Genomic DNA, 23,562 nt, shown 5'->3' with positions numbered 1-23,562 from the left:
TAACTATTTACAATGCCAATCACAAAAGAGATAATCCGAGAGTTCAATTATAAAACTTCCAGAAGTGGAGGAAAGGGTGGTCAGCATGTAAATAAAGTGGAAACGAAAGTAGAAGCAAATTTCAATATAACATTTAGTAACATATTGTCTGAAGAAGATAAAGCGCAACTTTTTAAAACATTAAAAAATAAAATTACAGGAGAAGGAACAATTCAGGTAGTTTGCGATGACGGCAGATCACAAGTGAAAAACAAAGCAGAAGCCACACAGAAATTATTTCAATTAATAAATAAAGGATTAATAAAACCCAAAAAAAGAAAAGTTACTGAAATTCCTAAAGCAGTAAAAGAGAAAAGAATAGCAGATAAAAAATTCACAGGTGAAGTAAAAAAGCTACGCAAAAAACCGGATGTATAATTTACACCGTTGCTGTTTTAAATTCTGTTGTAGTATGAAAAGCAATATCCGGATTATTTTCAATCGCCACATTTAATGCCCAGGAAGTTTCCGCCATAAACACCGGATTATTATCCTTATCTAAATAAATATAATCACTTTTTAAACGTATAAATTCATCCAGTTTCTTTTTATCATCTGTTGTAATCCAACACACTTTATGCATTGCAATTGATTGGAAACGACACTTAGCGCCATACTCATTTTCAAGGCGATATTGAATCACATCAAATTGCAAATCACCCACAGTTCCCACTACTTTTTTATTGCCCACTGCCAATGTAAATAATTGTGCAACACCTTCTTCCGTTAATTGCGAAATTCCTTTTTCTAATTGTTTTGATTTCATCGGATCGAGGTTCACCAACTCTCGAAATATTTCCGGCGAAAAACTCGGAATACCACGGAATATTAATTCTTCACCTTCTGTAAATGAATCGGCAATTTTAATATTCCCTGTATCATATAATCCAACTACATCACCGGGATAAGCAGTGTCAATAATATCCTTACTGGCAGCCATAAACGTGTAGGGATTATTAAATCTAAATTCTCTGTTTAATCTTGGATGATGATAAAATGTACTGCGTTCAAATGTTCCTGAAACAACTCTTAAAAATGCAATGCGATCCCGATGACGTGGATCTATGTTCGCATGAATTTTAAAAATAAATCCACTAAACTTTTTTTCATTTGCTTTTACAAATCTGCTTTCCGCATCTCTGCCTTGTGGTATAGGTGCAATTTGAATAAATGTTTCTAATAATTCTTGCACACCAAAATTATTAATTGCACTTCCGAAAAATACAGGAGCAATTTCTGCATCCAAATACGATTGAATATTTAATGGATCATACACACCGGTAATTAATTCAATATCCTCTTGCAATTGTGCTTTATCTTTTGCTCCAATTAGCGATTCAAGTCTTTCATCATTCAGGTTATCTATTGTAACAATATCTTCATCTAATCTTTGCGAACCTGCACGAAATAAATTTAATCGTTGATTATATATTGAATACACACCTTTAAAACGTGTACCCATATTTATTGGCCAACTTAATGGTTGAACTCTGATTTGTAGTTTAGTTTCCAACTCATCTAATAAATCAAATGGATCTTTTCCATCCCTATCCATTTTATTAATAAAAACAATAACAGGCGTTTTTCGCATGCGGCAAACCTGCATTAATCTTTCTGTTTGCTCTTCCACACCTTTCACGCAATCAACTACTAAAATCACGCTGTCCACAGCTGTTAATGTGCGATAAGTATCCTCAGCAAAATCTTTGTGCCCGGGAGTATCCAGTAAATTAATTTGATGGCCTTCATATTCAAATGACATCACGGAAGTAGCAACAGAAATTCCCCGTTGTCTTTCAATATCCATAAAATCGGAGGTAGCGCTTTTTTTTATCTTATTGCTTTTTACAGCACCTGCCACTTGAATTGCTCCGCCATATAACAGAAATTTTTCTGTAAGTGTTGTCTTGCCCGCATCCGGGTGACTGATAATGGCGAAAGTGCGACGTCGTTGTATTTCTTCTTGTAAACTCATAATGCGGCTGCAAATTTATTATATAATTCTACGGCTGTTATGAAATTCCTAAATTCGCATCATTCAAAAACACATGAAGCGAATAAAAACAAAGGATTATTTTCTGGTAACAATACAGTTTGTTTTGCTTATAGCATATTGCATTGTGTTTTATAAAACAGCTAACAACACAAATATTATTTTAAGAATTGCGGGAATTGTAACATCTGCTTCAGGATTTATTGTTGTAATAGTTGCCATAATAACGCTTAACAGAAATCTGAGAGCTGTTCCAACACCCGTTGAAAATGGAACACTGATAACACATGGAATTTTTAGTATTGTTCGTCATCCGATTTATACAGGAATTCTGTTAGTTGCTTTTGGCGGATTAGTTATTCACTTTAGTTTCGCATTATTATCAATAGCAATTGCTCTCTTTATTTTATTTTCAATAAAAAGTAGTTACGAAGAACGTATGCTGAGTGAAAAATACAACGGCTATAAGGACTATAGATTAAAAACCGGAAAATTATTTCCATTTATTAAATAGGTGAATCTATGACGCAACTGAATACGATGAGTCAATTGCCAACAAAAAATAAAGCAGCAATGCTGATGTTGGTACTGGGTGCATTTTTTATTACTAATGCAATTATCGCAGAATTTTTGGGAGTTAAAATTTTTGCATTGGAACCCACACTTGGATTGAAACCCTGGAACTGGAATTTGTTTGGTCAACAAGGTACTTTAAATTTTACTGTTGGGAATTTGTTATGGCCATTTATTTTTATTCTCACCGATATCATTAATGAATATTTTGGAATTAAGGGTGTGCGAAAACTTTCTTACCTCACAGTGCTATTGATAAGCTATGCTTTTTTGATGGTGTTTCTTGCTATACAAATGAAACCAGCGGGTTTTTGGACAGGCTCCATGCAAGATTCGGGAGTGCCTGATATGCAAGCTGCGTATGCATCAATTTTCGGACAAGGGCTTTGGATAATTGCAGGATCAATCATCGCATTTTTATTAGGTCAATTAGTGGATGTTAAAGTATTTCATCGCATTAAAATATTTACAGGAGAAAAAAGAATTTGGTTACGTGCAACAGGAAGTACTGTTGTTTCTCAATTGATTGATAGTGTAGTGGTATTATATATTGCATTTGTTATCGGCCCACAACATTGGAGTATCGGATTATGGTTGGCAGTGGCCACTGTAAATTATTGTTATAAAATTGGTGCTGCAATACTTCTCACACCAGTGTTATATTGGATACATCATCTAATAGATAATTATTTGGGAAAGGAATTGAGTGCGGAATTGCGGGAAGAAGCCATGAAAAATAATTAATCTACTTCAAATTCCAATTTCACCGTAACGTTTGCAGTTTTTCTTTTTGAATATGTATTGAATGCACCACCCCATGAATATTCTTCATTTGAATTCTGCGCAATGATTTGAAATACACCAAGACTTGCTGATTTTAAATCACCTAAATCTGAGTTTGCATTTTCTGCAATATTTGTTGCTCGCTTTGTTGCATCTTCTGTGGCAGCAGCAATTAAATCTAATTTTAGAGAATCAAGTTTTGTATAATAATAATCAGGAGAATTACTGTAAAATTCTACACCCTTATTTAATAATTCAGTTACCTCTCTTGAAATATTTTCAACACGATCCACATCATTGGATTCGATAGTTACAATTTGACTTAAACTATAACCGGTAAATCGGCTTATATACTTTTCATTTTCATCATAATAATTTTCATAATCACGATTAATATCTACAGACGAAAATACTATAGACTCCGAAGGCAAGCCTTTTTCAGTGAGGTATTGTTTTATAACCTCTCTATCCACGTTTAATAAAGTATAACCAGATGAAATCTGATCGCTTTTACGTGTGAAATTTCCTGACCAAACTACGAGGTCACTGTTAAAATCCTGTTTGCCTAAACCAGTAACAGTAATTGTATCCTGATATTTATATCTGTCTTTAAATGCAGTGCCAAGAATTATTGCAGTAATAATTACAGCAATTCCAATAATAAGTGATGAAGCGATGTTTTTCATATAGATGCTTAAACGTAGAAAAGAATTGTTTTATTTAAAATTCAAAACTAATAATTCAAAATGGCAATTTTACCATTGCTTCCTGCAAGTATAACTAAACCACTGTTGTTGTCAAATGCAATGGTATTAAATTCTTCATTTGAAATTTTAATAAACTCGAAAGATTTGGTGGAGGCAATATCAACCCCATTAATACCGCAAGTGATTACTTTGTTGTTGTTAATAATTTTCACACAAGACATATAGCCATCCGGAAATTTATCCGGCGTAATCCATTTCCCATTTTTCTTCATCAAGCAAAAATTATTTGTTGCATTTTTGGGTGATGCATAATCACCTCCGGTAATACATTTATATTTTTTTGAAGAGAAATCAATTGAAAATATTCCTGAGCTTTCTGTTCCTGAAATAAGTGGAGTCGGTTGCCTCTGCCAGGTATTTCCCCAATCAACAGATTTATAAAGTAGAGCAGCATTCCCACCAGTTCCAAAATATACAATACCATTTTCAAGACATTGAATTCCTGTTCCACTTGCAGCAAATGCGTAAATACTATCGGCAACTTTTGGTAGATTTTCTGTGTGCAATTCCTTCCATGTTTCTGCCATATCAGATGTGGTGAGTATTAAAAATTTATTGTCCACTGGATCACCCATACAAATGCCTTTACTATTTTTCCAAAAATCAAAACCATCTAAAAAAGCATCAGGCAAATTAGATTGATAACATATTCTCCAATGCAAACCACCATCATCCGTTTTTAAAATTGTAGCTGGTTGAGTGCAACTCATCACAATTGCATGTAGAGAATCAATTGCATAAATATCTCTTAACTCTGCAGTTTCAAATTCATTGATTTGAAAAAACTTCCAATCCGATTGCAGTGATGAAGCACGACCAATATATCCATTACTACCACTTACCCAAATACTTTGATCTTGTGCAATTGAGACACCACGAAAATTTGTATTTATTCCGGAAGCAAGTGAAATAAGTGAATCGGGATTGGCAAAAATATTACTGCAAATAATAAGTGCAATCAGCAGCGTAATGCTTCTATCTAATCTCATAATTTTCAGGAATCATAAATAAAGAATCTGACAATGGCATTTGTTGAATTTCTGTTATCTCATAAGTTACTTGCATACTATCAGCAGCGTAAGTCATGCGCATAACAGTACCATTTTGATAACCAATTAACATCGGAACAGGAGTAATCACTGCATTTTCATCGGTTTCAATATCATAACGGGCAGGAGGGAAAATAATAGAATCGGTTACCCAAATATATGTGTCAGTATTTGCACGTACATATCCCGAACGTACAATTTTTAATTTCTTACAAGTATATCCAAGTATCACATCTGATTCGCCTGTTTCAGCAACTGTAGGTGCATAATAATCCGGCATTAATTCTTTCACTTGTGAATTTGCAGTAGCAAGATCAGAGTACTCACCTGTATATGCAATTTTATTTATGGTATCTAATTGATACACTGAAAAATTACTATTATCTAAAATAATATTGCCAAGACTTAAGCCGCCGTGTTCTATCATTTTGAATTTATCTCCTTTATAAAACAATTCTGTTTTATGCGGATTAAAATCATAAAACACCTTTATATCATTTGAATCATCAGAAGTAACCATAACACTGCAAACCAATCTCCCTTCGGCAAAAACAATGGAATCATTTTCATTATCTGATACAACGGTAGTTGAATTGTTGTTCTGATTTTTACAGGAAAAAATGGCTGTGAAAAAAACGGAAAGAATTAAATATTTCATACAAGGGGTTAAGATAATCAAATAGAATTATTCCTCCTTAAAGGTTGTAAACGAAGCATAAAAATCTCGTTTCATTACATTTTTTACAGCATCGGTTGTCCATGCCAGCAATTGATAATATGCATTTTCAGATTCTACAACAGAGAATAAATAATAAAGAGTATGATCAGCATATGTGCCATTAATTTCACAGGTTAAAGTTTGTAGTCCATTAATTCTTGTTGTTTTTTCAGAAACAATTTCAAAGTTCTCGATACTGGAAGAAATACTCTCCAAGATATAGGCATAATATTCTTTAGCGGAAGGAGTAATGCCATTGCGTTGTAATTCTTTTTTATTTTCTTCAATTACCAACAGAAAAACTTCATTGCTGAAATCAGAAAATTGCAAACTGGCATTTGCACTTAAACTGTCATCAGGCACTAAATATCCCGGTACAAATATTTCAAAACGATTTTTATATTTATAGAGAATGAAATTGGAGTAATCATAGCGTTTATCAATGAATATATTGCTGATAAGATAACCGACCATTACAGTAATGATTCCGATACTTACCCAGAAAAATTTATCACGTCTTGTTAAACTTTTACTTATGTTCATTCCATATCACTTAATAGACTGGAGTGCTGATTTATTTTTCCAAATTTCACAATTCATGATTGAAGATATTAATTAAATGGCTTCCCTGCCGGAGTTTTTTATTAATGAGAATATTCAAATGTGTTAATTATTTTATTTATGAATTGAAATATTTTCTAACAATTTATCGGGTGTATGTGTTTTTTAAAGACTAGTTTATTCGTGCAAATTACCTTATCCATATAAAAAAACACTAAATACAACTGGATACTTAGTAACTTTGAAAGTATCTAAGAATTTATTTCAAATGTTGAAAAAAGAGAATGAATATTCAAAACAGTTGAAAAGAAAGCCAACTGAAGAATTAGTACAAATGCTGCATACCCATGAAAAATATGTGGATGGATTGTTACAAGCGTTGGTGTGGGAATTAGAAGAGAGGGGAGTGCAAGACCCATTATCACCTGAATTGCAAGTTCAAATAGATAAGCGTAATGCGGAAGAAATGGCAATCCAGAAAACTCATCAACCAATACTTAATGCTAATGAAGTTGTTGAAGTAGAGGTAGAAGACACCAAAAATTTACCGACATTATTTTCACAAACAGCAATATTGGGATTTACATTATTTTTTTCGCCGCTTACAGGAGGAATTTTATTATCTATAAATCTTGCACGACTGCGTAAAAAAGGGATTGTACCTGTTTTAATTTTCGCAGTTATTTTCAGTGCGTTTCAGGGATATGTAAGCATGCAGTTAGAGCCCGGCAGCATTATTCCTATTTTGTTAAATATTGCCGGTGGTTTAATCTTATCAGAATTTATCTGGAATAATTTTATCGGTAAGGGGACTAAATATGAGCGACGAAGCATTCTTATCCCGTTATTAATAATGCTCGCTATTTTTATTCCTATTGCATGGTATTTATATCAAAATCCTGAATTATTAAATTTCAAACTTTAATGAAAAATCTCACTCTTATATTCTTAATAGCGTTATTGCCTTTAATTTCATTAGCCGATTCACCAATCACTTCCAGTACATTTTATACTGAATATTTAGAAAATCCTATGGTAGCATATGCTGAGCAAACACAAAGTATGGATGATAAAATTTCAGCTTATCTCTTGGATGATAATGTGTTACCAGATGTAAAAGCAGCCGTGATAAATGCAATAAGCTGGGGTGGCTATGATGCCAATAATTCAGAAATATTACTTGCTGCTTTAAAAGCAAAATATAAATCAGAAGCAGATATTACAAATATTCCTGGAATACGTGCCGATGAATTAATGTGTTATGGTTATATGTTGGCAATGGATGATTATTTCGATGTGTTTTATGCAGCTACAGTTACTCAACTTGCTGCTTCAAAGTCCGATAGTTTTACCATTCATATGATAAATGCTGTAGTTACTTCTCAACGAGAAATGGATACTAGCTGGTGTGCAATTTGGAGCCAAACTCGAACTGTGATAAATAATAAATCTTTAAAGCGAGATATGAAAACCAAGGCTATTCAATTAATTGTAGATTATATGATTCTTTATAAATCTTATTGCTGATATCTTTTACCCAATACCCGATAATCACAACTCATCTTTAAATTCTAGTGAAGCTGAATTAATGCAATAACGTATTCCTGTAGTTGCTTTCGGACCATCATTAAATACATGACCTAAATGTCCGCCACAATTAGCGCAAAGCACTTCAACTCGAGTCATGCCATGTGATTTATCTGTTATCTCAACAATATTTTCTTTTGTAGCAGGGGCATCAAATGCAGGCCATCCACAACCGGAATTATATTTTGAGTTGCTGTTAAATAAGAGTTCACCACAACCTGCACATACATAATTGCCATCATCAAAAAATGTATCGTATTCCCCGGTGAAAGGTCGTTCTGTACCTTTTTTACGAAGCACATTATATTGCTCAGAAGTTAATCGTTGTTTCCATTCATTATCTGAAAGCGAAAAAGTATAATTTTCTTTTGACATAATTTTTTTATACAATAACACAATTTAGAAGTCTGTGTTCAGATAAAAAAATATTATTGATTATTTAAAGGCAGATCAGAATATTCATGTAAAAATCCAAGAACCTGTTCAGCACCTAATTTTTTAGCAATGATTTTTTTATTCTCATCAAGTATAAAAATAATTGGAGTTTGGTCCACATTATATTTCACTTGAAAATCACTTTTTAAACTCGTGTTGCCCACATTTATCCAGGGGTATTTTTCTTTGCGTAAAAATTCAATCCATTTATCCCATTCTTCTTGAGAATACACCGCATAAATTTCACCACCCATCGCTTTAAATTCAGGATACATTTCAACTATAATGGGCAACTCTTTCATGCAATGAGAACAGTCCACATCCCAAAATAAAATCATGGTGTATTTACTTTTAATGGAATAGAGTGGTATATCCATTTTGTTAGTATCCTGCAACATTATTTGTGGTGCCGACTTACCAATTAACGTCGGGCGAATTCTATCTGCCTGATTTACTATTCGGAATAGAGCGGCATCATCTAACCATGGAGCTTTTCCTGTTTTATAATAAGTATCCACTATGTGTACATACACACCATCCATTCCCATGATTTTGGAATTCGCATAATCATTTAATAGAGAGACGATAATAAATTTATACACTTCATTATTCACCATTGCTTTTTCAGCGATAAAATCTACAGCTACATTTATGGAGTCCGGTGTCCGAGGAACATAAGAATTAATGTATTTATTCACTTTGGTAGTGTAAAGAGAAGTGCGTAAAAATCTTTCATCATTAAAATCTACATTGTCGAAATAATGCACCCGAATCCAACGGTAAGCAAAAGTAGAATCCACACTTCCATCTGCATTTAATGGGGCAGGTGGTATTTTAGGGTCTTGAAATGATTGAATAAATTTTACATAAAATGTATTGGGATATTTTTCAATGAGATTGTTTCTAAATGCTTCTACATTATTATTTATTTTTTCTAATTCTGCTTTTAATGCTATTGCTTCCTCCGAGTTAGGCTCTGCACTTTTAAGTTGCTCCTTTATAGGATCGGCTAATTTTCTTTGAGTATTTAAAAAATTCAAATCTTCATAAAAAATAGTATTCTCTACTGAATTGGTAACCTTCATTTTCTCTGCGAAATCAGCAGTGTCGGTTGACATAGAAAAACTCGGTTCATTTATAATCATCTCAAAAAATCTATTGTTGAGTTTAGGCATTACAATCAAATAAATACCACCGGGCAGGGGCGTATTACCTTTTGCAATTGCCAGGCCTTTATTATCTGTGGCCAAAGTATCAATTACATATTGCCTGTCACCATAATGATGACCTAAAAAAATTACAGTATCCTCCATTCCTTTGATTTGAATTTTATATTCATATCCGGTGCTTTGTCCAAAAATGGTGAAAGAGATAAATGTGAGGAGAACTAAAGTTAATTGACGTAACATGTTTTTAATTATCAATATTTTGAAAAATTTTTAAGACTTCCGATACCACAAAAATACTACCACAGATTAATATCAAGTCATTACTTCCTGCATTTGACTTTGCAGTATAATAAGCATCTGCAACTGAATCATAAGTACTGCCGGATAATTCAAATGATGAAGCCAAGGATTTTAATTTGTCCGCAGGTAATCCTCGTGGTATATCGGGTTTTGAAAAATAATAAATTGCGGATTTAGGAAAACAAGCTAAATTTCTATTCAGGTCTTTATCATTTACGGCACCTGTTATTATATGTAATTGTTCAAAGGATAATTGTTGAATTGTATCAAACAACATTTGTAAACCTTCCGCATTATGTGCGCAATCGCAATAGGTTAAAGGTGCATCGGATAATTTTTGAAATCGACCGGTAAAGTTTGTATTTATTAATACATTTTTAAATCCATCATAAACCGCATCTTCAGTAATTGTATAACTAGAATTATTTAATATCTCGATACTTTCAATTACGGTTGCAATATTTTTTAATTGATAGTTACCCATTAATGCAGAAATAATATTTGGATATACTAATTGATTTTGATAAAGGATATTTAATCGCATTCCATTTGAAGTATTTTCCAAAAAATCTATTTGTATATTTTCTTCAGCAAGTGAAAGTGGTGAAAGCGTAGATAATGCTTTATCTTTAAAAACAGGGAATGTTTCAGGATGATATTCTCCAATCACAACAGGTTTACCTGCTTTAATAATTCCGGCTTTTTCAAATGCTATTTCAGGTAAGGTTTCACCTAAAAATTGTTGATGATCATAACCAATATTTGTAATTACAGAAAGGTCGGGTTGAATAATATTTGTAGAGTCAAGTCGTCCGCCCAAACCCACTTCTATAACCCCAACATCCACTTCCATCAAAGCAAAATATTCAAAAGCCATGGCAACAGTAATTTCGAAAAAAGAAGGTTTGATTTCTTCAATAAGTGGAAGAATATTTTTAGTAAAACCAATTACAAATTCCCGGGTACAAAATTCTCCGTTTACACGAATACGTTCTCTAAAATCCAATAGGTGAGGAGAGGTATATAATCCTGTTTTATAACCTGATTCGAATAATACTGAAGCTAATAAATTTGAAACAGAACCTTTGCCATTTGTACCTGCAACATGAATAGTTGAAAATTTATTTTGAGGATTACCCAGCGCATTGCAAAGCACTGTAATATTTGTAAGATCTTTTTTATACGCCTGTGCACCAATGCGCTGATACATGGGCAGGTGTTCCATCAGATATTTTATCGTTTCCTGATATTGCATTAGTCGCAAAATTAATCAAGCATATACTTTTAAAAACAAATGCACCTTTCGGTGCATTTGTTGTCCTGTTCATACATACTGGACCCTACTTTAAAGTATAGTTGATTGTGAGTGTGCCTTCCTGAAAATCGGGTGCATCAGATTTCACATTAAATAATTTTTTTCCTTTTATAGAACGAATTGCATCATTAATTACTGATTGATCAACGATGGTAGAACCTTTTCTTTCGTAAGTGGCTTCGGTAACTAATCCATCACGATTTACTTTTATTTTCAAGACTACTTTTCCTGATTCAGTAGGGTTACCTGCAATATTCGGTTTGTTGGTCATGCTTCTTCCGGATAAACTAAATCCAACACCTGAAGTTCCATTATCACCGATGCCATCACCTTTTCCCGGTTTACCATTTGGATCACCTGACGGATCGCCCATATTGCCGGAACCCGGTTTATTTCCTTCACTGCTATTTTGATTTTCGAAAGAATGATTGTTCGGATTATATACCTGACTATTATCAATCACAGGTTCATTTTTAGTTTCTACCGGATCTTTAACAGGGTTTTTATTATTTGTTACTGGCTTTTCTTTTTTCTTTTCTTTTGGAATTGCAATAGTTTTTTCCATGTCTTGCGTTGCAATTTCTTTTTCCACTTTTGAATTATCAGATTCAACAGGTGGAGTAGGAATTTGATTTACCAATTTAGGTTCTTCTGTTCCTAATCCGGATTCATCATATCCAAAATCAATTAATAATCCTTCCGGTTCTATGGGTGGATAAGGTGGACGAAATGCTAATAAAAATAATAGCATTGCCACACAGATTGCAACAATCAATGTGATGACTGAGCTTTTGCGTTTTGCTGTTTTTTCGTAACTATATACCGTAGCCATAATCTTTGTTTTGAATGAGATGAAAAACAAATCCTATTCCACAACTATTGCTTCTCAGGAACAGTTGCCAATACCACTTTTATCTTCATTTTATTAGCAACATTTAAAACTTGCACTACATTTTCTATCGGCACAGTTTTATCCGCATACAATACTATTCCCTGATCTTCTTTTCCAATTAATGCTCTATCTAATACAGATTCTAAATCACTAACGTTAATTGTTTTTCCATTTAAAAAATAATTCAATCTTTCATCAATACTTACAGAAACTGTTTCTGTTGCTTGTGCTTGTGAATTAGAATTTGGCAACAACATCGGAATTGCATTAGGTGCAACCAATGTAGAGGTAAGCAGGAAAAAAATGAGCAACATAAAAATAATATCAGTAAGTGATGACATACTGAAATCTGCAGTGCGTTTATTTCTTGTGCGTAAACTCATTATGCGGGTTCTTGAAGTAAGTCCATAAATTCAACTGAAGTAGCTTCCATTTTATAAATTACTTTTTCAACGAGAGAAAGCAAAGAGTTATATGCGATGTTCGCCAAAATCCCCACTATTAAACCTGCAACAGTTGTAACCATCGCTTCATAAATTCCTGAGGATAATAATTTAGGTGAAATTTGATCGCTTACACTCATATCGTAAAATGCACGTATCATTCCAGTAACTGTACCGAGAAATCCGATCATCGGACCAATACCTGCAATCATTGCAAGAACTGCTAAGTTTTTTTCCATTCGATAGAGTTCAAGCTTACCTACATTTTCAATGGCGACTTCAATATTTTTTAATGGTGTTCCAATTCTGCGAATACCCTTTTCAATCATGCGGGCATAAGGTGTTTCTGTATTCTTACATAACATCTTTGCTGCTTCCACATTGCCATTAGAAATATAATCACGAATATTCAACATAAAATGACTGTCTCCTTTTCCAGCTCTTCTGATAGTAAAATATCTTTCAAAAAAAACAAATACTGTTACGAGAAATAAAATACCTATTGGAATCATAATAATTCCACCCTTCATCATAAGGGCAATTAAAGAGAGTTTTTCCTGATCAGCAGTTTCGATACCTGTATTAGACAAGGTGTCGGTAGTTATTTGCAAAAGGGTGTTAAACATAATTATTACTGAGTTTTAGTAGAAACGTATTTATTTAAAGGAATTATATGCGATGCCAAACAAAAATAGAGAGATTGCTATGTGAAGATTATGTATATGCCAACGTAAAGACCGAACTTTGTATTATATTTTAGACGAGAACAAATTTTAATTGAAAGAATAAAAAAACAGAATATGTTCAGAAAATTATGGATGACAGGAGCGGATGGGGCATTAGGAAAATATGTTACTGATAGATTAATCGCTGAAGGTTGGGAAATACATGCTGCTGTTCACAACACAAAAACAGAAGAAGAATTGATGCAGAATTTTCATCATCATATTAATCATCGAGTTTTTCCATATCTATGTGATTTAACAGATCAGGATTCTGTTGAAAGATTTTTTCACAACAGTGGAATGGCGGATGGCCTTGTACATATCGCCGGTGGATTTGTTGCAAACGAAGATTTTGGCTCAACATCATCTCATGATTTTGATAATATTTTTCGTTTGAATACATATTCAACTTTTTTATTATTAAAATATGCAATGCCGATTTTAAAAATGCAAGGTCGTGGAACAATAGTTACTATGGGAGCAAAACCCGGTTTACATCCCACTTCATCCAATGCTGTTTATGCTGCATCAAAAGCAGGCGTTATTTCTTTAAGTCAAACGGCTGCAGAAGAAGGCAGACCATTTAATGTGCGTGTAAATTGTATTGTGCCTGCTGTAATAAATACCCCTTCAAACATGAAATGGGGAAGTGAAGAGGCAGCAAAGAAATGGACACCACCTGAAGATATCGGCGATTTAATATCTTTTCTTACTTCAAATAAATCATCAGGAATTACAGGTGCTGTTATTCCAATGTTTGGAAAACTACATACTTAATTACTTCAACTTATTTTTTAAAAAATAGAACTATGAAAAAATATATTTTTTTATTGGCAACAGTATTTATGTTGCAATTTGCTTCTGCTCAGAATGTAATGACTCCTGAATTATTATGGTCGCTGGGCAGAGTAAATGCAGAATGTGTGTCGGCTGATAAAAGCGCAGTTATTTATAGCGTGAAATATTATGATCAAGCCTCCAATTCTGGTGAAAGTAATTTGTATGCAGTAAATATTTCCAATGGAAATGTAAAGCAATTGACGAGTACACCTGGAATAGAATACAATGTAATTACTCTTCCAAATCGTAAAATGGGATATTTATTAAATAGCCAATTATGGCAAGCCGAGTGGGATGGAAGTGCAGCGAAACAAATCACAAATTATGCAGCGGGATTAGACAATGTGAAATTTTCAAATGATGGCTCAAGTATAATTTTTTCGGGTGAAGTAAAAACCGGAAAAACTTTGGCAGATATGTATCCGGAATATCCAAAAGCAGATGTGAATATTATAGATGATTTGATGTTTCGTCATTGGGATATTTGGGAGGATGAAAACAGCTCCCATGTATTTTATGCAAAATGGAATAATGGAAATATTTCGGAAGTAGTAGACATTATGGAAAATGAACCCTATGATTGTCCGACAAAACCTTGGGGTGGTGCTGAGGATTTTATTTGGGGTCAAGATGGGAAAACTATTATTTATGTTACAAAAAAATTAACTGGTAAAGAATATGCGGTAAGTACAAATTCCGATATTTTCCAATATTCGATTGAGGGTAAAAGCACTCGAAACCTTACGTCTGAAAATATGGGATACGATACGAGACCAGTGTTAAGTCCCGATGGAAAATGGATTGCATACTTAAGTATGAAAACTGCTGGTAATGAAGCGGATAAAAATCGGATGATGATATTGAATACATCCACTTATGAAATAACAAATATTTCAGAAATGTTAGATGAATCAGTTGATGCGTTGTATTGGAGTCCGGATTCAAAACAAATTTTTATGCAACAACCAAACAAAGGCACCATCAGTTTATTTGCTTTTGATTGGGATGGTTTCAATAAGGGATTAAAGAAATATCCCATTGAACCTGTTATCAATGGATACTCTGATGTTACTGGTGTTGTAGGATTTACTGATACAGAAATAATATTCACTCGCACGGATATGAATCATGCTGCAGAAATTTTTGGATTTAATAAATCTAAAAATGAGGTGCGACAAATATCAAAAGTGAATGATGCTGTATATAATTCTATTGCTTTAAGTAAAGTTGAATCACATTGGATAAAAACAACTGACAATAAGGAGATGTTAGTTTATGTAATTCTTCCTCCCAACTTTGATCCCAACAAAAAATACCCTACAATTTTATATTGCCAGGGCGGCCCTCAAAGTCCGGTGAGTCAGTTTTATTCTTTTCGTTGGAATTTTCAATTGATGGCAGCAAATGGATATGTGATAATAGCTCCAAACAGAAGAGGGATGCAAGGTCATGGTGTTGAATGGAACGCAGCAATTAGTAAAGATTGGGGAGGCCAACCAATCGGAGATTATTTAAGTGCCATTGATTGGGCAAAGAAGGACTTAGATTATGTGGATGACGATCGTTGTGGTGCAGTAGGAGCCAGCTATGGCGGATATTCTATATTCATGTTAGAGGGTGTGAGCGATGGAAGATTTAAATCATTTATAGCACATGATGGTGTATTCAATTTGCAAAGTATGTATGGAGCCACCGAAGAATTATGGTTTACTAACTGGGAAATGGATGGCCCTTATTGGGAAACAAGTGCAGCAAATGAAAAATCATATTCTGAATTCAATCCAATTGAACATGTAGATAAATGGAAAACACCAATTCTTATTTTTCAAGGAGGAAAGGATTTCAGAGTTACTGAGGACCAGGCGTTTCAGGCATTCACCGCAGCGCAATTATTAGGATTAAAAAGCAAATTGGTGTATTTCCCCAATGAAAATCATTGGATACTTTCTTATCAAAATGCAATGATCTGGCATAAGGAATTTTATGGTTGGCTGAAAGCGACATTATGATGCGGCATTTCGGGCAATAATCAGTGGTGTTTCTCCAGTTGTAATACTCCATATTTTTATTTGACTATAACATGTTGAAAACTTGCATCAAATAAGGGCTTTCAGGCTATGGTATACAGGGTCAATTGAGTAAATTTGCAGACCTTAATTTAAGTAGAAAAATATGTCAGACGGAGAAAGAATTATTCCCATAAATATCGAAGAAGAAATGAAGACTGCCTACATTGATTATTCAATGTCGGTAATCGTGTCCCGGGCAATTCCGGATGTACGTGACGGATTGAAACCCGTTCACCGCAGAGTGCTGTTCGGTATGCACGATCTGGGTGTTAATTATAACAAGCCTTATAAAAAATCCGCTCGTATTGTAGGAGAGGTGCTCGGTAAATATCACCCGCATGGTGATACATCTGTGTATGATGCAATGGTACGGATGGCTCAAGACTGGAGTATGAGATATCCTTTGGTGGATGGTCAGGGTAACTTCGGTTCTGTTGATGGCGATTCACCTGCCGCAATGCGTTATACAGAAGCTCGTTTCCAGAGAATTACAGAAGATATCATCAGCGACCTTGAAAAAGACACCGTTGATTTTACTAATAACTTCGATGATACTTTAAAGGAGCCTTCGGTAATGCCATCCCGAATTCCTAATTTATTGGTGAATGGGAGCAGTGGTATTGCTGTCGGTATGGCTACTAATATGTTGCCCCATAACCTTACTGAAATCTGTAACGGCATAATCGCATTCATTAAGAATAGAGAGATAACCACTTTAGAATTAATGGAATATGTAAAAGGTCCGGATTTCCCAACTGGGGGCCAAATCTATGGAGTGGATGGGATTTTGGAAAGTTTTGAAACAGGTAGAGGGCGCATCGTGGTTCGGGGCATTGCCGAAATTGAATCAATGGCAAACAACCGTGAACAAATCATTATTACTGAAATTCCTTTTCAGGTGAATAAGTCAGTGTTGATAACAAAAATGGCCGAACTGGTTAATGAAAAGAAAATAGAAGGCATTTCTGATATACGGGATGAAAGCAACAGAGAAGGATTTCGTATTGTAATTGAATTGAAAAGGGATGGAGTTGCCGCTGTTATTTTAAATCAATTGTATAAATACACGCAGCTTCAATCATCTTATGGTGTTAATAATATCTGCCTTGTAAATGGCCGACCTAAATTGTTGGGCTTAAAACAGATAATTGAGCAATTTGTATTGTTCAGACATGAAGTGGTTGTGCGCCGTACTCAATTCGAACTGCGTAAAGCTGAAGAAAGAGCACATATTCTGGAAGGATTGATGATTGCTTTAGACCATCTAGATGAAGTAATTGCTTTAATACGAGGTTCCAAAACACCGGATGATGCGAGAGAGGGACTTATCAGCAAATTTGGTTTATCTGAAATTCAGGCTAAAGCAATTCTGGAAATGCGTTTGCAGAGATTAACTGGACTTGAGCGTGATAAAATAAAACTTGAGTATGAAGAAGTGATGGCGCAAATAAAACGCCTGAAAGAAATTTTGGATAATGAAGATATCCGCATGCAGATTATTGTGGATGAAGTGAATGAAGTGCTAGAAAGATTCGGTGATAAACGCAGAACTAGTATTACTGCCGCCGAAGGTGAGCTTTCCATTGCTGATCTGATTAATGAGGAAGATGTGGTAATCACCATTTCACATATGGGATATATTAAACGGACCGCTGCAACTGAATATCGCAGACAAGGTCGTGGTGGAACAGGCTTTAAGGGAAGTGAAACAAGAGATGAGGATTTTATAGAGCATATCTTCATTGCCTCCACACACGATACAATGTTATTCTTCACACAACAAGGCAAATGTTTCTGGTTACCTGTGTATCAAATTCCTGAAGGCAGCAGAACTTCCAAAGGAAGAGCTATGCAAAACCTAATAAATCTGCCTCCTGGAGATAAAGTTATGGCCACCATTGATATTCATGATTTAAAAGATGAAGAATTTATCAATTCGCATTACTTGATTTTCTGTACTAAAAAAGGTGTTATTAAAAAAACTACTGTTGAAGCCTTTTCCAGACCAAGAACGAATGGTATTATTGCTATCAATATTAAAGATGAAGATCAGTTGCTTGAAGTAAAACTTACCAATGGCAAACTTGATATTATGATGGCGGTTAAATCGGGAAGAGCAATTCGATTCCCTGAAGGAAAAGTGAGACCAATGGGAAGAAATTCCACCGGCGTTAGAGGAATTCGATTAGCAAATGAAGCTGATGAAGTAGTAGGAATGATCTGTGTTGATAAGGAAAATATGGATACTACAGTATTAGTAGTTAGTGAAAAAGGTTATGGAAAACGCACCAATCTGGTAGATCCGGAAGATGGAGGAGATGTTTACAGAGTTACAAACCGAGGGGGTAAAGGTGTTTCTACAATTAAGATTACAGAAAAAACTGGCAAGCTGATTGCATTAAAGGCAGTTACAGATCAAAATGACCTAATCATAATAACCGAAAATGGAATTGCAATAAGAATGGGAGTGGATAGCCTAAGGAAAATGGGCCGAGCTACTCAAGGAGTTAGGCTCATTAGTTTGAAAGGTACAGACCAAATTGCATCTGTAACTAGAATTGACCGAGAAGAAGAAGTTGTTATTAATGATGAAGAAATTCCAGGAACTGAGGAAGAACAAACCAATGAAGAATAATTTTTAAATCACTCTCTTTTAATTACATATAAAAATTAGCCAAATGAAAAAATTAGGTTTAGCAGCCACAATAGTATTAATGACGATAAACATTGCTGCAGCTCAATCAAGCAAAGTTTCTTCCGCCATCACATATCTGGCAAATGGAGAACTTGACAGGGCACAAGAGGCAATTGAAATTGCAGCCGTGAATGAAAAAACCGCTACTCAGGCAAAAACCTGGTTTTATAGAGGAAAAATTTATTCCGCTATAGCATTTGATCAAACCGGAAAATTTACTGATCTATCAGATAAACCGCTTGATGTGGCAATGGAATCTTTCCAAAAAGCTATGTCAATGCCTGATGTTAAAAATTTAAAAAGTCAAATGTTAATTGAGTATCAATATCTACAAATGGGATATTTTAATCAAGGAGCACAAGCCTATGGCAATAAAGATTTTGAGAAAGCTTATACATCTTTTTCTAAATCTTCCGAAGCCAATATGTTGCAGTTAGAAATAGATCCTACTATGGCAATAGATACTGGCGTAATCTTTAATACCGGATTAACAGCAGAAAAAATTGGGAAAACTGAAGAAGCAATTGCGATATTTCAGCGCTTAGTAGATATGAAATATAATGAACCATACGTCTATCAATCATTATCTGACTTATATTCTTCCAAAGGCATGGAAGACAAGGCATTAGAAGTTATTGAAACTGGACGGAAAGCATTTCCACAAAACGAAGCTCTTATTATTTCGGAGTTAAATTATTATCTCAATAAAGGGAATGTGGGTGATATTGTTGACAAATTAGAAGAAGCTATCGCCATTGACCCGGATAATATTCAATTGTATTTTGCTTTAGGAAATGCAAATGGCGAACTTATTAAAACCGCAAGCTTAGAATCTGGTACTCCATCAAGCACTGTTAAAACTTGTGTAGGCGAACCACAATCTATAGCAAAAGATGAGTCAAATATGAATTTTATTAAAGAAGTATGGAAATATGATGGCTATTCAATTACAATGGAAGGTGGTAAAGTGTTATCCTTTGATGGTGATACTAAGAAAATTAATGATGTAATTAAAAAATGTAGTAATCCGGAACAAGCACAAGCCTATTTTGACGCTGCAGTTAATGCATATCAAAGAGCAATAGCTCTGCAGCCAGAAAATTTTGAAGCAAATCTGAACTTGGGTGCATTGTATTATAACAAGGCAATTGAATTGAACAAGTATATGATTAATTTGCCTTTAGATGCTGATGCCGAATATACAGCTATGGAGAAAAAACGCAATGGTTTATATACTCAAGCATTACCTTATTTTGAAGCTGCACATAAAACCAGCCCGGCAGATATTCCAACTATGCAAGCTCTAAAAGAAATATATGCCAAGACTGGCAATATGACTAAAGTAAATGAAATGAAGCTTTTATTAGGGGAGTAAATAATTAGAGGAGGATGCAATGTCCTCCTTTTTATTAAATATCTTACTTAACATAATATTAATTATGGTTAAATTGGTATCGAGAATATCAGCAGATAATAATATCATTTAATTCAACAGCTAATTGTATAATAAAATCAAGATAGCCCAATCGATAATCTATAAACAATTGGTTATGGATTATATCTTATCAGCCTAATTATATTTGGCAAAATTCAATATCATTCAAATTGCGTTTATAAATAATTTGCTAGACATGTTAAATTAATTTTTATTATGAAAAAACAAGAAGAAAATAACCAACAACAAAAGTTAAAAAAAACACGTGAATTTCTTTCAGGACCATTATCCAGATTCAATGAATTAAAAACCGCTTTTGACATATTCAAAGAATTTATAAAGGGATATCGGGCATTGCATTTTGTCGGACCATGTATCACAGTTTTTGGTTCCGCACGATTTGAGGAATCGCATCCTTATTATCAAAAAGCCCGTGAATTAGGAAAGGAATTAAGTGATATCGGATTAACAATATTAACCGGTGGAGGTCCCGGAATTATGGAAGCTGCTAATCGTGGAGCCTTTGAATCAGGTGGAATTTCTGTGGGATGCAATATTGTGCTACCGCAAGAGCAGCAGTATAATCCTTATATGCACAAATGGGTAACTATTAAATATTTTTTTGTGCGTAAAGTTTTGTTAACCAAATATTCATATGGATTTGTGGTAATGCCCGGTGGCGTCGGAACCATGGATGAATTTTTTGAAACACTCACTCTTATCCAAACAAAAACTATTAAAGATTTTCCCTTAGTAGTAATTGGAAAAGAATATTACACAGATATACTGGAACTATTAACGAAAATGCAGGTTAATAAGACCATTGATCCGGAAGACTTGAAATATGTGTTATTTACAGATGATGTAGCCGAGGCAGTAAATCATATTCAAAATTATATTGGAGAAAACTACCAAATCAAAAAGTTAAAACCACGCAGAATCCTGAATGAAAAATTTTAAACTTTTATCTTTACATTTTTAAATGAAAATTTCACCAAAATTTAAATTATTTCTAAAACGCTTTGGCGTAATAGGATTTTTATTTTTCCTTATTAAAGGGATACTTTGGCTTGTTGCTGGGAAATTCTTTTATGATATAATTTTTAATTAATGCCCGTAACCTCCTCCCCTCAATTACAATACATTTTTAAAAATAAATTAATACCGGCATTATATAAAACAGAAACTCTTCGCAAACGCATTATCTTTAATTATATAATCTTTGGTATTGTTTTTCTAGCAGGATTTGCTTTAGAAGCAATTACATGGATGTCTATCGGAATTGCGATTGTCGTCATATTTGTACTTGCTTATACAAGCAGATTTGGTGTATCGGTTTCTGATTTCACAAACTCTTACCAATCTACAGTTGCCCAAACAATCTCACGGGATATTATTCCAAATGCAACATATAATTATGATGGTTATCACAAACTTCGACTTTTAAATGATGCATATTTGATAAGTGGATTCCCTGCTCAATACGGCGGAATGCATTTATTGACCTTCATTGAGTATGATATTCAATGTGCCATTTCTGAAATTCAAAGTCATACGGAACAGAAAAATAAACAAGGGTTTAATGCACAGTTAAAAGTCTTTAATGGATTGGTTGGATTGGCGGATTTACATATTAATCTTAATGACCCTATAATTATTATTACAAATAAATTACTCAATAGTGCTATTAAAGAAAATTCAGAGTTTATAAATGTATTTGAAAATAAGGATGGACTATTTATTTACAATGCAGATCAATTTATTTTAGAAAAAATAATTTCTCCTGAAGTCCTGCTTATTATAAAAAATTATACAGAATTGCACCGAAAAGATATTTTTATAAGTATTTACAAAAGCGGAATTTGTATTGCCGTTCACGCTTCAAATTATTTACAGCCATCAATAATTAGAACTACTTATAATTTGAAACCACCAGAGCAATATTATTATGATCTGGATTTTATTTATAATACACTGCATTTGTGTTGCAGTAATTTTTCAAAAGAAATAAGAGAGATTTAGTATTATTTACGAGCGCAATATCCGCCGAGGGTATCATAATTAATTGACCATTCTTTTTCAAAATCCGTAACTTGCGTACCTGTTCCACAATATTCCTCCACAATTTCTTCACCTGTAGTTAAGTCAAATTTTGTACACACAGTACATTTTGTGCATGCGCCTAAAGTAAGAGCAAAACATACTAACAACATAGATATTAAGGCTGATTTCTTCATCCGATTAATTTTATACAAAGAAACCTAACTATATATGATTTTGCAAACTTTGATTAAAAGGGCAGATAATCTGACACATAAATTCAAGTTGCATGGCAGGATTGTTGCAATTTTGTCTCACTTATCAATAAAAAAATATCCAATGTTATCTTTTAAAAAATTTACAATAGCCTTTCTGACAATTACATTTTTCGTATTCAATCAAAATACGTTTGCTGCCAATGTGCACTCTGATTCAAATGAGCTATCTGCACCTGCAGATCTGAATGAGTTTTTTTCCAATTCCAATACTTTTTTTGGAAAATATGTATCAAATGGAAAAGTAGATTACGCACTTATCGGCAAACAAAAAGCAGAGTTGGTAACATTGATTAATATGATTGAAAAAGCAGATGTTTCTAAAGCGGATAAAAACACAAAGACTGCATTTTATTTAAATGCCTATAATCTGCTGACTATAAATTCTGTGGTTATGAATATGCCAATAAAATCACCGTTAGATGTAAAAGGATTTTTTGATGCAAAGCCGCATAATATAGCCGGCAATATGATAACGCTAAATGATATTGAAAATAAATTTTTAAGACCTGACCCACGTGTACACTTTGCTCTGGTGTGTGCAGCAATCGGCTGTCCTAAACTTATGAGTGAAGCATATATGCCTGATAAAGTACAAACACAATTAATTAATCAAACTAAAAAAGCAATGAATGATGCTTCCTTTATTAAAGTGGATGCTTCTGCAAAAACTGTTGCTATCTCTCAATTATTTGATTGGTACAAAGATGACTTTGTGAATAACACAGGAACGGTAATTAATTTTATAAATAAATTTCGTAGCACTCCAATTCCAGCAGATTACACTGTTACTTTTTATAATTACGATTGGAATTTGAATATTAAATAGAATAATAATACATCCTTTTTCATTTTAGAA

Annotated in this window: 24 protein-coding genes; 12 read left to right on the top strand and 12 right to left on the bottom strand. The window is 33.8% G+C overall.

Annotation, left to right across the window (positions count from 1 at the left end; translation table 11 throughout):
• Positions 1 to 12: 12 nt before the first annotated feature.
• On the top strand, positions 13 to 417 hold the full coding sequence (arfB, locus tag IPN31_10560; protein MBK8682324.1) for an aminoacyl-tRNA hydrolase: 405 nt from the start codon (positions 13 to 15) through the stop codon (positions 415 to 417).
• 1 nt (position 418) lies between these two features.
• Here the strand turns inward: arfB and IPN31_10555 are convergent, their stop codons facing one another.
• A complete protein-coding gene (locus IPN31_10555) occupies positions 419 to 2,014 on the bottom strand; it encodes a peptide chain release factor 3 (protein ID MBK8682323.1) in 1,596 nt (531 codons plus the stop codon).
• 73 nt (positions 2,015 to 2,087) lie between these two features.
• Here IPN31_10555 and IPN31_10550 point away from each other — a divergent pair, with 73 nt between their 5' ends.
• Together IPN31_10550 and IPN31_10545 are read left to right on the top strand one after the other, a co-directional pair.
• A complete protein-coding gene (locus IPN31_10550) occupies positions 2,088 to 2,546 on the top strand; it encodes an isoprenylcysteine carboxylmethyltransferase family protein (GenBank protein ID MBK8682322.1) in 459 nt (152 codons plus the stop codon).
• Between the two features lie 8 nt (positions 2,547 to 2,554).
• Entirely contained in the window at positions 2,555 to 3,349 is a 795-nt protein-coding gene (locus IPN31_10545; protein ID MBK8682321.1) for a queuosine precursor transporter, read from the top strand.
• Here IPN31_10545 and IPN31_10540 read toward each other — a convergent pair.
• From IPN31_10540 to IPN31_10525, 4 genes are read right to left on the bottom strand one after another with little or no spacing between them, the layout of a single operon-like run.
• Complete coding sequence (locus tag IPN31_10540; protein MBK8682320.1) at positions 3,346 to 4,074, bottom strand: SIMPL domain-containing protein; 729 nt, start codon at positions 4,072 to 4,074, stop codon at positions 3,346 to 3,348. The genes IPN31_10545 and IPN31_10540 overlap by 4 nt on opposite strands.
• Positions 4,075 to 4,121: 47 nt before the next feature.
• Positions 4,122 to 5,144, bottom strand: coding sequence for a hypothetical protein (locus IPN31_10535; GenBank protein ID MBK8682319.1), 1,023 nt, complete (start codon positions 5,142 to 5,144; stop codon positions 4,122 to 4,124).
• Positions 5,131 to 5,862: a DUF4412 domain-containing protein gene (locus tag IPN31_10530; protein ID MBK8682318.1), complete on the bottom strand. Its 732-nt coding sequence runs from the start codon at positions 5,860 to 5,862 to the stop codon at positions 5,131 to 5,133. The genes IPN31_10535 and IPN31_10530 overlap by 14 nt, the downstream gene beginning before the upstream one ends.
• A 27-nt stretch (positions 5,863 to 5,889) precedes the next feature.
• Positions 5,890 to 6,465 carry a hypothetical protein gene (locus tag IPN31_10525; GenBank protein ID MBK8682317.1) on the bottom strand — a complete coding sequence of 192 codons (576 nt, stop codon included), beginning with the start codon at positions 6,463 to 6,465 and terminating at the stop codon, positions 5,890 to 5,892.
• 259 nt (positions 6,466 to 6,724) lie between these two features.
• Between IPN31_10525 and IPN31_10520 the strand changes: the two genes are divergently transcribed.
• Together IPN31_10520 and IPN31_10515 are read left to right on the top strand one after the other, a co-directional pair.
• Positions 6,725 to 7,408, top strand: coding sequence for a hypothetical protein (locus tag IPN31_10520; GenBank protein ID MBK8682316.1), 684 nt, complete (start codon positions 6,725 to 6,727; stop codon positions 7,406 to 7,408).
• On the top strand, positions 7,408 to 8,010 hold the full coding sequence (locus IPN31_10515; GenBank protein MBK8682315.1) for a hypothetical protein: 603 nt from the start codon (positions 7,408 to 7,410) through the stop codon (positions 8,008 to 8,010). The genes IPN31_10520 and IPN31_10515 overlap by 1 nt, the downstream gene beginning before the upstream one ends.
• A 24-nt stretch (positions 8,011 to 8,034) precedes the next feature.
• Here IPN31_10515 and msrB read toward each other — a convergent pair whose 3' ends face one another.
• From msrB to IPN31_10485, 6 genes are all read right to left on the bottom strand, one after another.
• Entirely contained in the window at positions 8,035 to 8,445 is a 411-nt protein-coding gene (gene msrB, locus IPN31_10510; protein MBK8682314.1) for a peptide-methionine (R)-S-oxide reductase MsrB, read from the bottom strand.
• A gap of 53 nt (positions 8,446 to 8,498) precedes the next feature.
• Positions 8,499 to 9,914, bottom strand: a complete 1,416-nt coding sequence (locus IPN31_10505) for a DUF5106 domain-containing protein (GenBank protein MBK8682313.1) — start codon at positions 9,912 to 9,914, stop codon at positions 8,499 to 8,501.
• A gap of 4 nt (positions 9,915 to 9,918) precedes the next feature.
• Entirely contained in the window at positions 9,919 to 11,229 is a 1,311-nt protein-coding gene (locus IPN31_10500) for a bifunctional folylpolyglutamate synthase/dihydrofolate synthase (protein MBK8682312.1), read from the bottom strand.
• A gap of 85 nt (positions 11,230 to 11,314) precedes the next feature.
• A complete protein-coding gene (locus IPN31_10495) occupies positions 11,315 to 12,121 on the bottom strand; it encodes an energy transducer TonB (GenBank protein MBK8682311.1) in 807 nt (268 codons plus the stop codon).
• Positions 12,122 to 12,165: 44 nt separating this feature from the next.
• Positions 12,166 to 12,564: a biopolymer transporter ExbD gene (locus tag IPN31_10490; GenBank protein ID MBK8682310.1), complete on the bottom strand. Its 399-nt coding sequence runs from the start codon at positions 12,562 to 12,564 to the stop codon at positions 12,166 to 12,168.
• Positions 12,564 to 13,250: a MotA/TolQ/ExbB proton channel family protein gene (locus IPN31_10485; GenBank protein ID MBK8682309.1), complete on the bottom strand. Its 687-nt coding sequence runs from the start codon at positions 13,248 to 13,250 to the stop codon at positions 12,564 to 12,566. The genes IPN31_10490 and IPN31_10485 overlap by 1 nt, the downstream gene beginning before the upstream one ends.
• A gap of 174 nt (positions 13,251 to 13,424) precedes the next feature.
• Between IPN31_10485 and IPN31_10480 the strand changes: the two genes are divergently transcribed.
• From IPN31_10480 to IPN31_10455, 6 genes are all read left to right on the top strand, one after another.
• Positions 13,425 to 14,126, top strand: coding sequence for an SDR family oxidoreductase (locus IPN31_10480; GenBank protein ID MBK8682308.1), 702 nt, complete (start codon positions 13,425 to 13,427; stop codon positions 14,124 to 14,126).
• Between the two features lie 32 nt (positions 14,127 to 14,158).
• A complete protein-coding gene (locus IPN31_10475) occupies positions 14,159 to 16,198 on the top strand; it encodes a S9 family peptidase (GenBank protein ID MBK8682307.1) in 2,040 nt (679 codons plus the stop codon).
• Positions 16,199 to 16,361: 163 nt separating this feature from the next.
• Complete coding sequence (gyrA, locus tag IPN31_10470; protein MBK8682306.1) at positions 16,362 to 18,893, top strand: DNA gyrase subunit A; 2,532 nt, start codon at positions 16,362 to 16,364, stop codon at positions 18,891 to 18,893.
• Between the two features lie 43 nt (positions 18,894 to 18,936).
• On the top strand, positions 18,937 to 20,328 hold the full coding sequence (locus IPN31_10465) for a tetratricopeptide repeat protein (GenBank protein MBK8682305.1): 1,392 nt from the start codon (positions 18,937 to 18,939) through the stop codon (positions 20,326 to 20,328).
• A 276-nt stretch (positions 20,329 to 20,604) separates the two neighbouring features.
• Positions 20,605 to 21,348, top strand: a complete 744-nt coding sequence (locus tag IPN31_10460) for a TIGR00730 family Rossman fold protein (protein ID MBK8682304.1) — start codon at positions 20,605 to 20,607, stop codon at positions 21,346 to 21,348.
• Positions 21,349 to 21,498: 150 nt separating this feature from the next.
• Positions 21,499 to 22,410 (top strand): DUF3137 domain-containing protein, encoded by a 912-nt coding sequence (locus IPN31_10455; protein MBK8682303.1) that lies wholly within the window; start codon positions 21,499 to 21,501, stop codon positions 22,408 to 22,410.
• Positions 22,411 to 22,412: 2 nt separating this feature from the next.
• Here IPN31_10455 and IPN31_10450 read toward each other — a convergent pair whose 3' ends face one another.
• Complete coding sequence (locus IPN31_10450) at positions 22,413 to 22,625, bottom strand: hypothetical protein (protein ID MBK8682302.1); 213 nt, start codon at positions 22,623 to 22,625, stop codon at positions 22,413 to 22,415.
• Positions 22,626 to 22,767: 142 nt separating this feature from the next.
• Between IPN31_10450 and IPN31_10445 the strand changes: the two genes are divergently transcribed.
• Positions 22,768 to 23,532 carry a DUF547 domain-containing protein gene (locus tag IPN31_10445; GenBank protein MBK8682301.1) on the top strand — a complete coding sequence of 255 codons (765 nt, stop codon included), beginning with the start codon at positions 22,768 to 22,770 and terminating at the stop codon, positions 23,530 to 23,532.
• Positions 23,533 to 23,562 lie beyond the last annotated feature (30 nt).

The sequence above is a fragment of the Bacteroidota bacterium genome, from assembly GCA_016715425.1.
GTDB lineage: Bacteria > Bacteroidota > Bacteroidia > Chitinophagales > BACL12 > JADKAC01.
The sequence above is the reverse complement of the archived record's forward strand: the minus strand, read 5'-3'. Positions and strand labels throughout refer to the sequence as shown.

Coding starts and splice junctions, on each gene's coding strand:
- arfB (MBK8682324.1), top strand. CDS start 13: ATGCCAATCACAAAAGAGATAATCCGAGAGTTCAATTATAAAACTTCC.
- IPN31_10555 (MBK8682323.1), bottom strand. CDS start 2,014: ATGAGTTTACAAGAAGAAATACAACGACGTCGCACTTTCGCCATTATC.
- IPN31_10550 (MBK8682322.1), top strand. CDS start 2,088: ATGAAGCGAATAAAAACAAAGGATTATTTTCTGGTAACAATACAGTTT.
- IPN31_10545 (MBK8682321.1), top strand. CDS start 2,555: ATGACGCAACTGAATACGATGAGTCAATTGCCAACAAAAAATAAAGCA.
- IPN31_10540 (MBK8682320.1), bottom strand. CDS start 4,074: ATGAAAAACATCGCTTCATCACTTATTATTGGAATTGCTGTAATTATT.
- IPN31_10535 (MBK8682319.1), bottom strand. CDS start 5,144: ATGAGATTAGATAGAAGCATTACGCTGCTGATTGCACTTATTATTTGC.
- IPN31_10530 (MBK8682318.1), bottom strand. CDS start 5,862: ATGAAATATTTAATTCTTTCCGTTTTTTTCACAGCCATTTTTTCCTGT.
- IPN31_10525 (MBK8682317.1), bottom strand. CDS start 6,465: ATGAACATAAGTAAAAGTTTAACAAGACGTGATAAATTTTTCTGGGTA.
- IPN31_10515 (MBK8682315.1), top strand. CDS start 7,408: ATGAAAAATCTCACTCTTATATTCTTAATAGCGTTATTGCCTTTAATT.
- msrB (MBK8682314.1), bottom strand. CDS start 8,445: ATGTCAAAAGAAAATTATACTTTTTCGCTTTCAGATAATGAATGGAAA.
- IPN31_10505 (MBK8682313.1), bottom strand. CDS start 9,914: ATGTTACGTCAATTAACTTTAGTTCTCCTCACATTTATCTCTTTCACC.
- IPN31_10500 (MBK8682312.1), bottom strand. CDS start 11,229: ATGCAATATCAGGAAACGATAAAATATCTGATGGAACACCTGCCCATG.
- IPN31_10495 (MBK8682311.1), bottom strand. CDS start 12,121: ATGGCTACGGTATATAGTTACGAAAAAACAGCAAAACGCAAAAGCTCA.
- IPN31_10490 (MBK8682310.1), bottom strand. CDS start 12,564: ATGAGTTTACGCACAAGAAATAAACGCACTGCAGATTTCAGTATGTCA.
- IPN31_10485 (MBK8682309.1), bottom strand. CDS start 13,250: ATGTTTAACACCCTTTTGCAAATAACTACCGACACCTTGTCTAATACA.
- IPN31_10480 (MBK8682308.1), top strand. CDS start 13,425: ATGTTCAGAAAATTATGGATGACAGGAGCGGATGGGGCATTAGGAAAA.
- IPN31_10475 (MBK8682307.1), top strand. CDS start 14,159: ATGAAAAAATATATTTTTTTATTGGCAACAGTATTTATGTTGCAATTT.
- gyrA (MBK8682306.1), top strand. CDS start 16,362: ATGTCAGACGGAGAAAGAATTATTCCCATAAATATCGAAGAAGAAATG.
- IPN31_10465 (MBK8682305.1), top strand. CDS start 18,937: ATGAAAAAATTAGGTTTAGCAGCCACAATAGTATTAATGACGATAAAC.
- IPN31_10460 (MBK8682304.1), top strand. CDS start 20,605: ATGAAAAAACAAGAAGAAAATAACCAACAACAAAAGTTAAAAAAAACA.
- IPN31_10455 (MBK8682303.1), top strand. CDS start 21,499: ATGCCCGTAACCTCCTCCCCTCAATTACAATACATTTTTAAAAATAAA.
- IPN31_10450 (MBK8682302.1), bottom strand. CDS start 22,625: ATGAAGAAATCAGCCTTAATATCTATGTTGTTAGTATGTTTTGCTCTT.
- IPN31_10445 (MBK8682301.1), top strand. CDS start 22,768: ATGTTATCTTTTAAAAAATTTACAATAGCCTTTCTGACAATTACATTT.